Source organism: Rhizobacter sp. (assembly GCF_035702065.1).
Lineage (GTDB): Bacteria > Pseudomonadota > Gammaproteobacteria > Burkholderiales > Burkholderiaceae_C > Rhizobacter.
Window position 1 is genome coordinate 1 of sequence record NZ_DASSRA010000057.1, and the last position, 14,162, is coordinate 14,162.

The 14,162-nt window shown below is 65.3% G+C and carries 12 protein-coding genes, 1 tRNA gene and 1 pseudogene; 4 read left to right on the plus strand and 10 right to left on the minus strand.

From position 1 onward, the window contains the following. A pseudogene (locus tag VFL64_RS02665) lies at window positions 1-191 on the minus strand (translation elongation factor Ts); the annotation flags it as partial. Between the two features lie 120 nt (window positions 192-311). Next, complete coding sequence (rpsB, locus tag VFL64_RS02670) at window positions 312-1,058, minus strand: 30S ribosomal protein S2 (protein ID WP_489538837.1); 747 nt, start codon at window positions 1,056-1,058, stop codon at window positions 312-314. A gap of 169 nt (window positions 1,059-1,227) precedes the next feature. On the opposite strand from rpsB, the gene VFL64_RS02675 reads away from it, so the two are divergent. From VFL64_RS02675 to VFL64_RS02685, 3 genes are read left to right on the plus strand one after another with little or no spacing between them, the layout of a single operon-like run. Then, entirely contained in the window at window positions 1,228-2,577 is a 1,350-nt protein-coding gene (locus tag VFL64_RS02675; protein ID WP_489538838.1) for an amidase, read from the plus strand. Continuing rightward, window positions 2,577-3,917, plus strand: a complete 1,341-nt coding sequence (locus VFL64_RS02680; RefSeq protein ID WP_489538839.1) for an FAD-dependent oxidoreductase — start codon at window positions 2,577-2,579, stop codon at window positions 3,915-3,917. Before VFL64_RS02675 ends, VFL64_RS02680 begins: the two co-directional genes overlap by 1 nt. A 5-nt stretch (window positions 3,918-3,922) precedes the next feature. Further along, a complete protein-coding gene (locus VFL64_RS02685) occupies window positions 3,923-5,398 on the plus strand; it encodes an NAD(P)H-hydrate dehydratase (protein ID WP_489538840.1) in 1,476 nt (491 codons plus the stop codon). Window positions 5,399-5,404: 6 nt separating this feature from the next. Here the strand turns inward: VFL64_RS02685 and rnr are convergent, their stop codons facing one another. Continuing rightward, window positions 5,405-7,654 carry a ribonuclease R gene (rnr, locus tag VFL64_RS02690; RefSeq protein WP_489538846.1) on the minus strand — a complete coding sequence of 750 codons (2,250 nt, stop codon included), beginning with the start codon at window positions 7,652-7,654 and terminating at the stop codon, window positions 5,405-5,407. Between the two features lie 25 nt (window positions 7,655-7,679). On the opposite strand from rnr, the gene VFL64_RS02695 reads away from it, so the two are divergent. Beyond that, window positions 7,680-7,764: transfer RNA gene (locus tag VFL64_RS02695), tRNA-Leu, on the plus strand. 148 nt (window positions 7,765-7,912) lie between these two features. Here the strand turns inward: VFL64_RS02695 and VFL64_RS02700 are convergent. The 7 genes from VFL64_RS02700 to hflX all read right to left on the minus strand — a co-directional run. Continuing rightward, window positions 7,913-8,434: a phosphoribosyltransferase gene (locus tag VFL64_RS02700; RefSeq protein ID WP_489538841.1), complete on the minus strand. Its 522-nt coding sequence runs from the start codon at window positions 8,432-8,434 to the stop codon at window positions 7,913-7,915. 17 nt (window positions 8,435-8,451) lie between these two features. Continuing rightward, a complete protein-coding gene (locus tag VFL64_RS02705) occupies window positions 8,452-9,774 on the minus strand; it encodes an adenylosuccinate synthase (RefSeq protein WP_489538847.1) in 1,323 nt (440 codons plus the stop codon). 48 nt (window positions 9,775-9,822) lie between these two features. Further along, complete coding sequence (locus VFL64_RS02710) at window positions 9,823-10,986, minus strand: ATP phosphoribosyltransferase regulatory subunit (RefSeq protein WP_489538842.1); 1,164 nt, start codon at window positions 10,984-10,986, stop codon at window positions 9,823-9,825. Window positions 10,987-11,056: 70 nt separating this feature from the next. After that, the gene (locus VFL64_RS02715) at window positions 11,057-11,245 is read right to left on the minus strand and encodes a DUF2065 domain-containing protein (RefSeq protein ID WP_489538843.1); all 189 of its coding nucleotides are present in this window, start codon (window positions 11,243-11,245) and stop codon (window positions 11,057-11,059) included. 3 nt (window positions 11,246-11,248) lie between these two features. Next, window positions 11,249-12,139 (minus strand): protease modulator HflC, encoded by an 891-nt coding sequence (hflC, locus tag VFL64_RS02720; protein ID WP_489538844.1) that lies wholly within the window; start codon window positions 12,137-12,139, stop codon window positions 11,249-11,251. A 17-nt stretch (window positions 12,140-12,156) separates the two neighbouring features. Continuing rightward, window positions 12,157-13,350, minus strand: a complete 1,194-nt coding sequence (gene hflK / locus VFL64_RS02725; protein WP_489538848.1) for an FtsH protease activity modulator HflK — start codon at window positions 13,348-13,350, stop codon at window positions 12,157-12,159. 142 nt (window positions 13,351-13,492) lie between these two features. Further along, window positions 13,493-14,162 (minus strand): GTPase HflX (gene hflX, locus VFL64_RS02730; protein ID WP_489538845.1); only part of this gene is annotated, 670 nt, incomplete at its 5' end.

Sequence of the window (14,162 nt, forward strand, 5' to 3'; positions counted from 1 at the left end):
GCAGCCACCACGCCTTCGGCGGTGATGCGCGTTGCGGCTTTGCCTGCCTTGCTGCCCAGCTTGACGCGCAGCAACTCCTCGGCCTTGTCGAAGTCACCCTCGGCTTCGGTCAGGGCCTTCTTGCACTCCATCATCGGCGCATCGGTCTTGGCACGCAGTTCGGCGACCATGCTTGCGGTAATTGCAGCCATCTTGAATCTCCTATCGGCATGGCGGCCGGCACAGGCCGGCCACCGGAATCATGTTGAAAAAAAGGGGCTGAAGCAGCCCCTTTTGATGCTCACCGTCTCGGTGAAGCAGGGGCAGCGCGCTCAGGCGTTCTCGCTGACTTCCACGAATTCGTCACCCTCGGCCGACACGGCCTGGACCACGTCGCTGGTGGCGTTCGCCTTGCCTTCGAGGACGGCGTCAGCCACGGCGCGGGCGTACAGGGCCACAGCCTTGGACGAGTCGTCGTTGCCGGGGATCACGTAGTCGATGCCTTCGGGCGAGTGGTTGGAGTCCACCACGCCGATCACGGGAATGCCCAGCTTCTTGGCCTCGGCCACGGCAATCTTGTGGTATCCGACGTCGATCACGAACAGGGCGTCAGGCAGCGCGTTCATGTCTTGAATGCCGCCGATGTCCTTCTCGAGCTTGGACAGATCGCGCTGGAACAGCAGCGCTTCCTTCTTGATGCGGATCTCGGCGCCCGATTCGACCTGAGCCTGCATGTCCTTCAGCTTCTTCAGCGAACCCTTGACGGTCTTGAAGTTGGTGAGCATGCCGCCCAGCCAGCGCTGGTCGACGAAAGGCATGCCAGCGCGCTTGGCTTCCTGCGCGATGACTTCGCGGGCCTGGCGCTTGGTGCCAATCATCAGGATGGTGCCGCGCTTGGAGGCAAGCTGGCGGATGAACTTCATCGCGTCGTTGAAGAGCGGCTGCGTCTTCTCGAGGTTGATGATGTGGATCTTGTTGCGATGGCCGTAGATGTACGGAGCCATCTTCGGGTTCCAGAAGCGGGTTTGGTGGCCGAAATGGACGCCGGCTTCCAGCATTTCACGCATGGTGACTGACATGAGAACTCCAAAGGTTGGTTCTAGAATCCAGCCTGAATTGCGGCGCCTCGTTGAGAGAGCTCGCAACACCTTTCAACAGCCAGATTCGCGATTTTGTTGACCCCTGCTTGCTCGACATGAGCAGCATTCAGGTAAACCCGCGGAGTATAGCAGGCCTTCTTGCACTTCCATGACGAAAGACCTGACTGCCGCTCGTGACGCCATCCTGCAAGGCAGGCTCCGCGCGGCGGACGCACTGGCTTCGAACCTCGGCCGTGCAGATTCCACAGACAACGCGCACACCTACATCCGCCGCTTCGACTCCCAGGCCCGCGCAGCCGCCACGGCCGCCGATGCGGCCTTGGCAGCGGGCTCCCCACTGCCCCCCTTGGCCGGCCTGGCCGTCAGCGTGAAGGATCTTTTCAACGTGCAAGGCCAGCCGACCACCGCCGCCTCGCGGGTGCTGGCCGGCGCACCCGCGGCCATCATGGATTGCCCGGCCGTGACCCGCCTGCGCCAAGCTGGCGCAGCCCTGACCGGGCACACCAACATGACGGAGTTCGCGTTCTCGGGGGTGGGCATCAACCCACACCACGGCACGCCGGCAAATGCCGCCACCGCCGCGCTCGACGCTCATCCCCGCATCCCTGGCGGCTCCACCTCGGGCGGCGCGGTGTCCGTGGCGAGCGGTGCCGCCTGGGCCGCGCTGGGGTCCGACACCGGTGGATCAATCCGCATCCCGGCCGCCCTGCAGGGCCTGGTCGGCTTCAAGAACACGGCCCGGCTGACGCCCACCGAGGGTGCGATTCCCCTGTCGACCACCCTCGACACCGCCTGCGCCATCACCCGATCGGTGCGCGACGCCGTGCTGTTGCACGAGGTGCTGGCAGCCCGGCGCGTGGCACTGGCACGGCGCCCGCTCCAGACATTGCGCCTCGGTCTGCCGACGCGCCTGCTCGACGGCATGGACGACACGGCGGCCTCGGCCCTGGATCGCGCCCTGGCGACCCTGCGCAGCGCTGGAGCGCACATTGAAGAGCTCACCCTGCCCGAACTCGACGAGCTGGCCGAGATCAACGCCACCGGCGGCTTCTCTGCAGCCGAGAGTTGGGCCTGGCACCGTGCACTTCTGACCCAGCGTCAGGCCGACTACGACCCCCGCGTCGCCACGCGCATCCGCCGTGGCGAGACCATGAGCGCCGCCGACTACATCGACCTGCAACGCGCCCGCACCCGCTGGATCGGCCGCATGACGGCCCGCTTGCAGCAGTTCGACGCCCTGCTGAGCCCCACCGTGCCCATCGTCGCGCCCACCATCGCCAGCCTGGCGAGCGACGAAGCTTTCTTCGCCACCAACGCACTTCTGCTGCGAAACCCCTCGATCATCAACATGCTGGACGGCTGCGCCCTCTCCCTGCCCTGCCATTCCCCCGGCCAACTGCCCGTCGGCCTGATGGTGTGGAGCCACGCCTTGCAAGACGACAGCGTGCTCGACGTCTCCCTCACCATCGAGCGCGCGCTCGCCGAGAAGGAGCACTGATGCGCGTCGCTGTGATCGGCGCCGGCATCGTCGGCGTGACCTCGGCCTATGAACTCGCTGCCGACGGCCATGAAGTCACCGTCTTCGAGCGCCGCGGCAGCGTGGCCGCGGAGACCAGCTTCGCCAACGCCGGGATCATCGCCCCCGGCTACGTTACGCCTTGGGCTGCGCCGGGCATGCCGTGGCACGTGCTGCGCCACCTGTTCGCGCGACACGCCCCGGTGCGCCTCAACCCGCGCCTGGGCTCGGGCACCTTGCGCTGGATGTGGCGCTGGTGGCGCGCCTGCGGTGCCCACAGCTACAAGAGCAACCGGGCCCGGCTGCAACGCCTGGCGGTCTACAGCAGGGAACGGCTGCATTTGCTCACGCATGCCCTGCAACTCGACTACGAGCGCGCAGAGGGTCATCTCGTGCTGTTGCGCTCCGCGCAGGACACCGCCCGTGCCCAGGCGAGCCTGGCGTTGCTGACGGAGATGGGCGTGCGCCACCACCTGCTCGACCCCGAACAATGCCGCCAGGTCGAACCGGGCCTCAATGCAGACGCCGAACTCGACGCCGGCATCCACCTCCCGCAAGACGAGGTCGGCAACTGCCGCCAGTTCGCCCTGCTGCTGCGCGAAGAGGCCGAGCGCCTGGGCGCGACCTTCCGCTTCCACACCACCGTGCAGGCGCTGCACCCGGGCAAGATGCCGCAGGTGACCAAGGTGTACTCCCCGATGGAAGAGTCCACATGGGTCAGCGCCGATGCTGCACGCACCGATGGCCCGGTAACCGATGTCTTGCCCTTCGAACCCGAGACGGAGGGCTTCGACGCCGTGGTGGTATGCGCCGCCCTTGGTGCGACCGAATTGCTCAAGCCGCACGGCGTCAAGCTGCCGCTGGCGCCGGTGTATGGCTACTCCGTCACTGCCCCGCTCCGCAGGCTCGATGCCCACCCCGACCTCGGCCCGCACTCCGCGGTGATGGACGAGCGCTACAAGGTGGCGATCAGCCGGCTCGGTTCGCGCCTGCGCGTGGCGGGCAGTGCCGAACTCGGCGGCCAGCCGCAGCAGCACAACCGGGGCGCATTGGAGACCCTCTACAAAGTGCTGAACGACTGGTTCCCAGGTGCCGCCCACATGAGCCAGGCCCAGGTCTGGAAGGGCGCTCGCCCCATGTTGCCCGATGGCCCACCGGTCTTGGGCGCGAGTGGCATGGCCGGCGTGTGGCTCAACCTCGGTCACGGCTCCAGCGGCTGGGCCCTGGCCTGTGGCTCGGCACGTGTCGTGGCTGATGCCATCGGGTCCCGCACAGCCGCCATCGACACCGAAGGCCTGGGCGTGGAGCGCTTGCACCGCTGAACAGCATGCAGCGCATTGCTTCCTCCGGCCGCGACTGGCCTTTGCACGACGCCGCCAGTTCAAGGCTCATCGAGCAGCAGGCATCGGCCGGCGTCGATGCGCACACGCTGATGCGCCGCGCGGGCGTGGCTGTGGCCGCGCTGGCGCGCGCCCTGGCACCGCATGCGCAAACTGTCTGGATCGCCTGCGGCCCCGGCAACAACGGCGGCGACGGCCTGGAAGCAGCCGTGCATCTGCAGGCTGCGGGGCTGCGTGTGGAGGTCACCTTGACCGCCGACCCCGCGAAGCTGCCCGCCGATGCCCGCGACGCGCTGGCAGGCGCACAGGCAGCTGGCGTTCCGATCGCCACCCAGCGTAGCTCGGGTGACGACCCCGACCTCGTCATCGACGCCCTGCTCGGCCTCGGCAGCAGCCGACCGCCCACTGGCGACATCGCCCGCCGGATCGACGAGATCAATGCGCTGGCTTGCCCCGTTCTCGCGGTCGACCTGCCCTCCGGCCTGAATGCGGACACCGGCCAGCCTTACGGTGGGTCATGCGTCGCAGCCACGCACACGCTCGCCCTGCTCACCCTCAAGCCCGGCCTGTTTACCGGCTCGGGGCGCGACCATGCGGGCGAGGTGTGGCTGAGTGACCTGGGTGCCCGGCCCTCTCTTGCAGCCACAGCGTATTTGTCGGCCACCGCGACACGGCCCACGACTCGTCGTCATGCACAGCACAAAGGCAGCTTCGGTGATGTCGCAGTGGTCGGCGGTGCAGCAGGCATGACAGGGGCCGCGTGGCTGGCAGCCCGCGCGGCCCACGCCGCAGGCGCCGGCCGTGTCTACGTGAACCTGTTGGATGGCTCACCCGCCGGCTGCGACATGCAGCGCCCCGAGCTGATGTCCCGCCCGGCATGGTGGCAAGGAACAGCCGAGGCGATGAGCGCCGCCACAGTGATCTGCGGATGCGGCGGCGGCGATGCCGTGCGCGGCACCCTGCCCCGCCTGCTCAGCCTGGCCCGGCGCCTGGTGTTGGACGCCGATGCCCTCAATGTCATCGCTGCCGATGGCTCGCTGCAACAACTGCTTTCGGCACGATGCGCGCGTGGCCGCGACACCGTATTGACGCCACATCCACTGGAAGCCGCGCGCTTGCTCAACACCTCGACACACGAAGTCCAAGCCAATCGCCTGGCGGCTGCACTGCAGCTTGCCGACCGCTTCGGCAGCGTTGTCGTGCTCAAGGGTTCGGGTTCGGTGATCGCGGCGCCCGGCAGCACACCCTGGATCAACGCCACGGGCAACGCCGCATTGGCCACGGCCGGCACGGGCGATGTGCTGGCCGGCTGGCTCGGCGGGTTGTGGTCGACCGCCGGAACGGCAGCCTTGCAACCCGCACGACAGGCCACCTGGCTCCACGGTCATGCGGCCGACCTGCACCCTCAGGCGCCGCTGCGTGCGGCCGACTTGATCGAGGCGATGCACGCGGCATCGCCCTGATGCCGATCAGCGCCGACGCGTCGTCTTGCCGGTTCCTTGACGAGCCGCCGACTTGGCCGCCCGCACCGGGTGTGCGGCACTCTTCTTACCAGTCGATGAGCTCTTGCGAGCCTTGGTCGCCGCCTTGACGGCACGGTCGGCCTCCTTCACGGCGGACAGTTCTGCCACGGCACTCTTCTCGCCTCCCGACTTGTCGCGCTTGCCGCGTGCCAGGAGAGTGTTCTCTTCGCCCTCGTGCACCATGCGGAAGTCGATCTTTCGCCCATCGAGGTCGACACGACTCACCTGCACGCGCACACGGGCGCCCACCGCATAACGCACGCCGGAGCGCTCGCCCCGCAGCTCTTGACGAGCCTCGTCGAAGCGGAAGTACTCGCCGCCCAGTTCGGTGATGTGGATCAGGCCTTCGACATACAGGCTGTCGAGCGTGACGAATAGGCCGAAGCTCGTGACCGCGCTGACGGTGCCACCGAACTCTTCGCCCAGATGCTCGCGCATGTAGCGACACTTGAGCCAGGCTTCGACGTCGCGCGAGGCTTCGTCGGCTCGCCGTTCGTTGGCGCTGCAATGGGCGCCAGTGGCCTCCCATTGCTCTTCTTCTGCGCCGGCGCCCTTGCGCGACTTGCCCGATTCGAGCGCACCTGTCAGCAGGTTGTAGCGCTTGCCATGCAACAGCGCCTTGATAACACGGTGCACCAGCAGGTCGGGGTAGCGCCGGATCGGGCTGGTGAAGTGCGTGTAGGCCTCGTAGGCCAGACCGAAGTGGCCACTGTTGGTGCCGGTGTAGATGGCCTGCTGCATCGAGCGCAGCAGCATGGTGTGGATCTGCTGCGCGTCAGGGCGGTCTTTCGTCGCCGCGGCGATGGCCTGGAACTCGCCAGGCTTCGGGTCATCGCCGATGCTCAGGCCCAGCCCCAGCTGCTTCAGGTAGTTCTGCAGCAGCGTCTTCTTCTCCGGCGTCGGCCCCTCGTGCACGCGGTACAGCGACGAATGCTTGGCTTGCGCGATGAAATCGGCCGAGCACACATTGGCGGCCAACATCGCCTCCTCGATCAGCTTGTGCGCCTCGGTGCGCGTGCGCGGCACGATCTTCTCGATGCGGCCGTTGTCGTCGCAGATGATCTGCGTCTCGGTGGTCTCGAAGTCGACGGCACCTCGCTTGGCGCGCTCCTTCAGCAGCGCACGGTAAACCTCGTGCAGGTTCAACAGATGCGGCACCAGATCCTTGCGCCGCGCCGCCTCGGGTCCGCGCGTGTTCGACAGGATGGCCGCCACCTCGTTGTAGGTGAAGCGCGCATGCGAGCAGATCACCGCCGGGAAGAACTGGTAGGCATGGATCTCGCCCTTCTGCGTGATGAGCATGTCGCACACCATCGCCAGGCGGTCTTCGTTCGGGTTCAACGAACACAAGCCATTGGAGAGCTTCTCCGGCAGCATCGGAATCACGCGCCGCGGGAAGTACACCGAGGTCGCCCGCTCGTAGGCGTCGTCGTCGATGGGTTCGCCCGGCTTCACGTAGTGGCTCACGTCGGCAATGGCCACCACGAGACGCCAGCCTTCGAAGGCGCTCTTTCCACGGCCCACCTTGGCCGGCTCGCAATACACCGCATCGTCGAAGTCGCGCGCATCTTCGCCATCGATCGTGACCAACGGCACGTCGGTGAGGTCGATGCGGTCGCGCCGGTCGGCGGGGCGGATCTTGTCGGGCAGGCCCGCCGCCTGCGCCAGTGTCTCTGGCGAGAAGCGGTGCGGCACCTCGTACTTGCGCACCGCGATCTCGATCTCCATGCCGGGGTCGTCGATCTCGCCCAGCACCTCAGTCACGCGGCCCATCGGCTGCGAGTACAGCGAAGGCGGCTCGGTGAGTTCGATCGCCACCACCTGCCCAACGGTCGCATTCGCGATCGCGTTCTTCGGCACCATGATGTCCTGCCCGTAGCGCTTGTCTTCGGGAGCAACGAGCCAGATGCCGCTCTCGTGCAAGAGGCGCCCAATGATGGGCGTCTTCTTGCGTTCGAGAATCTCGAGCACGCGACCCTCGGGCCGGCCCTTGCGGTCATAGCGAATCACGCGCGCCTTTACGCGGTCGCGATGCAAAACGGCACGCATCTCCTGTGGAGACAGATAGAGATCGGGCTGCCGGTCGTCACGCACGACAAAGCCATGACCATCACGGTGACCCTGCACCGTGCCCTCGACTTCACTCATCAGTTCAGCACCGATGGAAGAAGCATTTGAAAAGTTGTTTTGTTTGATGATAGAATCCAAGACTTCCTGAAATGCCCAGGTGGCGGAATTGGTAGACGCACTAGTTTCAGGTACTAGCGGGTAACTCCGTGGAGGTTCGAGTCCTCTCCTGGGCACCAAGATAAAAAGAAATAAGTGAAACCAACGAGGCCTGCATGCAAATGCAGGCCTTTTTGTTTGGTTGCTTGAAAGGTGCGCTTGCACTGCAAGCGCCGATGAAGAATGCGAGTCGGTTGAACACGGCCCGCATTATTCGTACGTTTCCCGTCAGATCGCAAACTTCTTTGCGAGGCCTTCGGGCCGAAGTTCGTCGTACTCTTCGAACGGTTGATGGATCCAGGGGCTGGTCGGCAACAGCTCGACGTAGTAATCCGGCGTATAGCTCGATACCCCCTTGGTCCAGATCACCGCAGAGCGCAGCTCGGTGATCGACGGCATGCCGCGCAAGCGGTCGACCACGGCACGCAAGGTCACGCCGGAGTCGGCCAGGTCATCGACCAGCAACACCCGCCCCGCGAGTTCACCCTTGGGCAAGGTGATGTACTTGGCCATGTCGAGCCGGCCCTGGATCGTGCCGGCCTCAGCACGGTAAGAGCTCGTCGACATGATCCCCAGCGGCTTGTCGAACACGCGCGAAAGCACATCGCCGGGGCGCATGCCACCACGCGCCAGGCAGAGGATCTGGTCGAACTGCCAGCCAGAAGCATCTACCTTGAGCGCCAGGCGCTCGATCAGCAGGTGGTACTCGTCCCAGGAGACGTAAAGGTGCTTGCCGTCATCGGTCAACATGCGAGAACTCCTTGGACTCAGCCTTGATAGGGGTGACGCAGCAGGATCGTGTGCTCACGGTCCGGGCCGGTCGACACCATGTCGATGGGTGCACCGATGAACTCCTGCACACGCTCCAGGTAGCGGCGCGCGTTGAGCGGCAGCTGGTCCCACTGCGTAATGCCGAAGGTCTTTTCGGTCCAGCCCGGGAAGGTGTCATAGATGGGCTTGCAGGCGGCGATGTCGTCGGCATCCAGCGGCAGGATGTCGATGCGCCTGCCGTTCAGTTCATAGCCGACGCAGACCTTGATCTCCGGCAGGCCATCGAGCACGTCGAGCTTGGTGATGCACAGGCCCGAGATGCCGTTGATGATGATCGAGCGCTTGAGCAGCGCTGCATCGAGCCAGCCGCAGCGGCGCGGACGGCCAGTGACGGTGCCGCGCTCCTGGCCCACTGTCGAGAGATGGTGACCCACTGTCCCGGGGGTGTCCATGTCGAGTTCGGTCGGGAACGGTCCGCTCCCCACCCGCGTGGTGTAGGCCTTGGTGATGCCCAGGATGTAGTGCAGCATGTCCGGCCCGACGCCCGCACCCGCCGCGGCATTGCCAGCCACGCAGTTGCTCGAAGTCACGTACGGGTAGGTGCCGTGGTCGATGTCCAGCAGCGTGCCCTGCGCGCCTTCGAACAGGATGTTGGCACCCTGCTTGTGTGCGTTGAAGAGCGTGTAGCCGACGTCCGCCAGCATGGGCTTGAGCTGCTCGGCAACCTTCATCGCATGGTCGAAGATCGGCTGGAACTCGAGTGGTTTCGACTTGAGATACCCCGACAGCGCGAAGTTATGCAGCTCCAGCAACTCCCGCAGCTTCTTTGCAAAACGCTCCGGGTGCTTGAGATCCTGCACGCGCATCGCACGGCGCGCCACCTTGTCTTCATAGGCCGGGCCAATGCCCTTGCCTGTGGTGCCGATCTTGCCGGCGCCGCTGGTCTCGCGCAGCGCTTCGCGCGCCTTGTCGACCTCCACGTGGAACGGCAGGATCAAGGGGCAGGATTCGCTGATGAACAGGCGTGAACGAACATTGAGCCCGATGGCTTCCAGCCGCTCGATCTCGCTCAGCAGGTGGCTGGGGTCGACCACCACACCATTGCCGATGTAGCAGGCCACGCCCTCGCGCATGATGCCCGACGGGATGAGCTGCAAGGCGGTCTTCACGCCCTTGATGACCAGCGTATGGCCAGCGTTGTGGCCGCCCTGGAAACGCACCACGGCCTGGGCATGGTCGGTCAACCAGTCGACGACCTTGCCCTTGCCTTCGTCACCCCACTGGGTGCCAACGACGACCACGTTGTGGCCGCTGCGCATCTGTTGCATTGCTTGAATGTCCGTTGCTTGAGAAATGGAAACGCGGCGTCAAAGCGCGCGAACCAGCCATTGGCCGTTCACTGCAGCCAGTTCGCGGTCGCAGGCGAACTCTTCGCCCTCGTGCTCGTGCCCAGGCAGGATGCACACCACCGATTCGCCCTGCTCACGCAGCTGACGCACCGCGGCTCGCAGGCCAGCGTCTTCGCCCCAGGGCGCACGAATTGCCGGGCGCATGGTACGAACCGGCGTCAGCAGAACAAGTAGCTTCAGGTCCATGCTGAAGCCAACAGCCGGGCGGTTGCGGCCGAATACGGCACCGACTTCGTCATACCGGCCGCCGCGAACGATTGCGTCGCTGGAGCCCGCGGCGTACACCGCAAAGCGAGCTCCGCTGTAGTACGCATAGCCGCTCAGGTCAGCCAGATCGAAGCCGACGCGCACCTCGGGATGGGCGTGGCGAAGGTGTTGGTTCAACCACAGCAGGTCGTCGAGCGCAGCCGAAATGAGCGGATGCGCGGGCAGTTCGCGGCGCGCGGCGACCAGCACCTCTTCATCGCCGTACAGGCGCAACAGAGCGAGCAGGCCTTGCCGAACCGTCGCAGGGAACGGCGCAGCGATAGCCTGGAGTGCCGCGGAGTCCTTGGCCGCCAGGGCTGCATAGACCTGCCCCATCGTCGCTGAATCGAGCGACAGACCGGCCAGCACGCCGCGCACGATGCGGGCATCGCCCAGGTCGATCGTGAGTTCGGAAACCCCGGCGCGCTGCAAGGCATCGAGCGCCAGTTCCTGCACTTCGAGATCGGCTTCCAGGCCCGAGTGACCGTAGATTTCAGCACCAAACTGAAGCGGTTCACGCGTGCCATGCAGTTTGTCGGGTCGGGTGTGCAGCACTGGGCCGCAGTAGCACAGACGCGTCACGCCATGGCGGTTGAGCAAGTGGGCATCAATGCGCGCCACCTGAGAGGTGGTGTCGGCGCGAACGCCCAGCGTGCGGCCGCTGAGCTGGTCCACCAGCTTGAAGGTCTTCAGATCGAGTTCGCGGCCCGTGCCGGACAGCAGGGAGTCCAGATGCTCCAGCAGCGGCGGCATCACGAGTTCGAAGCCATAACCCCGAGCCCCGTCGAGCAGGTCGCGACGGAGTTCCTCGATGCGCCTGGCCTGGGCCGGCAGGACATCGGCAATGTGCTCGGGCAGCAGCCAAGCAGACGACATGTGAAATGACCGGGGGATTAAAAACGAGATTGTACCGGCCGGCGCCGGCCCACCCGCAGCTTTCGCCGTCCTACGGCCAGAACAGCAACAGGGCAACCAGCCCCGCGACCATGCTGCTCAAACCGAGGAAGCGGATCTGCCCATCACTGAGCTGCATGGCGCGCTGAAATACGCCGCGCCACATTGCAGGGCTCAGAAACGGGAGCACGCCCTCGATCACCAGCATCAAGGCCAGTGCGATCAGCAGTGAATCCCACATCGACTAGCGCTCTGTGGCTTTTGCCGACCCGGATTCCCCTCGCATCGCCCGGAAGAACTCGCTGGACGGATCGAGCACGATCACGTCGGACTTGTTCTGGAAGGTCGCCCGATACGCCTCCAGGCTGCGGTAGAACTTGGCGAACTTGGGGTCGCGGCCGAAGGCTTCGGCGTACAGGGCCGAGGCCTTGGCATCGCCCTCCCCCTTGATGGCCTGGGCATCCCGGTAGGCATCGGCGAGGATCACGTCGCGCTGGCGCTCGGCATCGGCGCGGATCTTTTCGGCCTCGGCTGCACCGGTGGAGCGCAGCTGATTGGCCACCCGCTTGCGCTCGGCCTCCATGCGTCCGTAGACCGAGCTCGATATGTTGGCTGAGAAGTCGACGCGCTTGATGCGCACATCGATGATCTCGATGCCGAAGGCCTTGGCTTCGTCGGCCAGTCGGCCGCGCACGCCCTGCATCACATTGTCGCGATCGGTCGACAGCATGGCTTGCACCGTGCGCTTGGTGACTTCTTCATTGAAGGCCCCCTGCACGATGGGGCTCAGGCGCGCCTCGACATTGCGCATGTCGGTGCCGTTGTTGCGGATGAACTGCCGGGGGTCGGTCACCCGCCACTTCACGAGCCAGTCGATCACCAGGCTCTTCTTCTCGGCGGTGAAGATGGGACGGGTTTCCGGGCTGTCGAGGGTCTGCACGCGCCGATCCAGGAACACCACGTTCTGCAAGGGCTGCGGTTGCTTGAACTTCAATCCAGGCTCAGAGATGACTTCCTTGATCTCACCGAGCGCATAGATCACGGCGAACTGCCGCTGGTCGACGATGAAGAGCGTGGAATACAACAGCATCAGCGCCACGATGGCGGCGATCGCAATGGGTCCGATTCGATTCATGGTTCTTCTCTCCCTGCTCAGCGCGCGTCGCGGTCACGGCTGCGCTGGCCGTCACGCAATCGAATGTCGGAACTGTTGGTGCCGGCAGAGCTGCTGTCGGTAGCAGGTGCCGCAGGTGCAGAGGGTGCGGGCACGGCCGCCGCGCCCGACTGCTGGATCAGCTTGTCGAGCGGCAGGTACAGCAAGTTGGAGTTGCTGCGGCTGTCGACAAGCACTTTGCTGACGCCCGAATAGACCTGCTGCATGGTGTCGATGTAGATGCGGTCCCGCGTGACGGCAGGCGCCTTCTGGTACTCGGCGAGCACGCTGTTGAAGCGCTGCGCATCACCCTGTGCACGGGCAATCACACGCGCCTTGTAGGCCTCGGCCTCTTCGTGCAGGCGCGCTGCGCTGCCCTTGGCCTTGGGAATCACGTCGTTCGCGTAGGCCTGGCCTTCGTTCTTGGCCTTCTCCCGGTCTGCGCCAGCACGGAAGGCATCATCGAACGCAGCCTGCACCTGCTCGGGAGCCTGGACGCTGCCGACATTGACGTTGACGATCAAGATGCCGGTGTTGAGGCGGTCGAGCTGTGTCTGGACCGACTTCATCAGCTGAGCGGAAATGGCATCCCGCTGCTCGTAGAGCACCGAGTCCATCTCGCTCTTGCCCACGATCTCGCGTACGGCCGATTCGGCGGCCTGGACGACCGCATCGTCGGGGTTGCGGTTCTCGAACAGATAGGCCCGCGCGTCCTTGAGCCTGAACTGCACGGTGAAACGGATGTCGACGATGTTCTCGTCCTTGGTGAGCATCGACGACTCGCGCAGGCCAGTGGCCTGCACCACGGCGTTGCGCCCCACCTCGACCGAACGAAGCTGGGTCACGTTGACCACTTCGCTGGCCTGGAAGGGGTACGGGAAGCGCCAGTTGAAGCCGGCATCCACCGTGCGGTTGAACTTGCCGAACGAGGTAACGACAGCCTGCTGGCCTTCCTGGACGATGAAGAAGCCACTGGCGGCCCAGATCAACACCACCAGGCCAGCGACGAGGCTGATGCCCACGCCGGCGTTTTTCATGTCGGGCTGGAAGTTCGAACCGCCATTGCCGCCCGAACCGTTGGGCCGCTGGCCGCCGCCCTTGCCGCCGAACAGGCCGCTGAGCTTGCGGTTGAAATCTCGCCACAGTTCATCAAGATCGGGGGGGCCTTCGCCTCGACCACCGTTGTTGAGCATGGGTTCGGGACGCCCGAACAGGCGGCGGCGAACCACCGAACCCAGGCCGCCGATCAAGGCGCCCGCGGCGCGGGCCACATCAGAGGCTCGCGCTGCCGGGCCAGCAGAATGGGAAGAAGAAGCGCTCATGGTCATGGAGGGGTCAGAGTTGTCTTCTGTGCGCTGGTTCAAGAAATTCATCGTTCGTGTCTTCCAGCGAAGCGTGAGGTGAGGTCGCGTCTTCGGGGTTCAAGTCGGGAGACAAGCTGCCCGTGACCGCCGCCGACAGCAGGCGCCGCAATTCGAGCAGGCCGGTGCCGTCGAGCGCACTCACGAAAACACGAGGCACCCGCACGCCGGCATCGAGCTCCAACACATCGCTTGCCACCCGAGGACGCTGCGACTCGGCGAGATTATCGAGCTTGTTGTAGACCAGAATCTGCGGGACACCGTCGGCACCGATGTCGCGCAGAACGCGCTCCACCTCAGCGATCTGCTCGTCGAGGACCGGGCTTGATGCATCGACCACATGAAGCAGCAGGTCGGCATCGGCCGCCTCCTGCAACGTGGCCTCGAAGGCCTCGACCAGCTTGTGCGGCAGGTCGCGGATGAAACCCACGGTGTCGGACAGGGACACGGAGCGCCCCACATCCTCCAGGTAGAACTGGCGGGTGGTGGTGTCGAGCGTTGCAAACAACTGGTCGGCCGCATAGGTGCGTGCCTTGACCAATGCATTGAACAACGTCGACTTGCCGGCGTTGGTGTAGCCCACGAGCGAAACACGGAAGGTGCCGCTGCGCTCGCGCGACTTGCGCTGCGTGCCACGCTGGCGC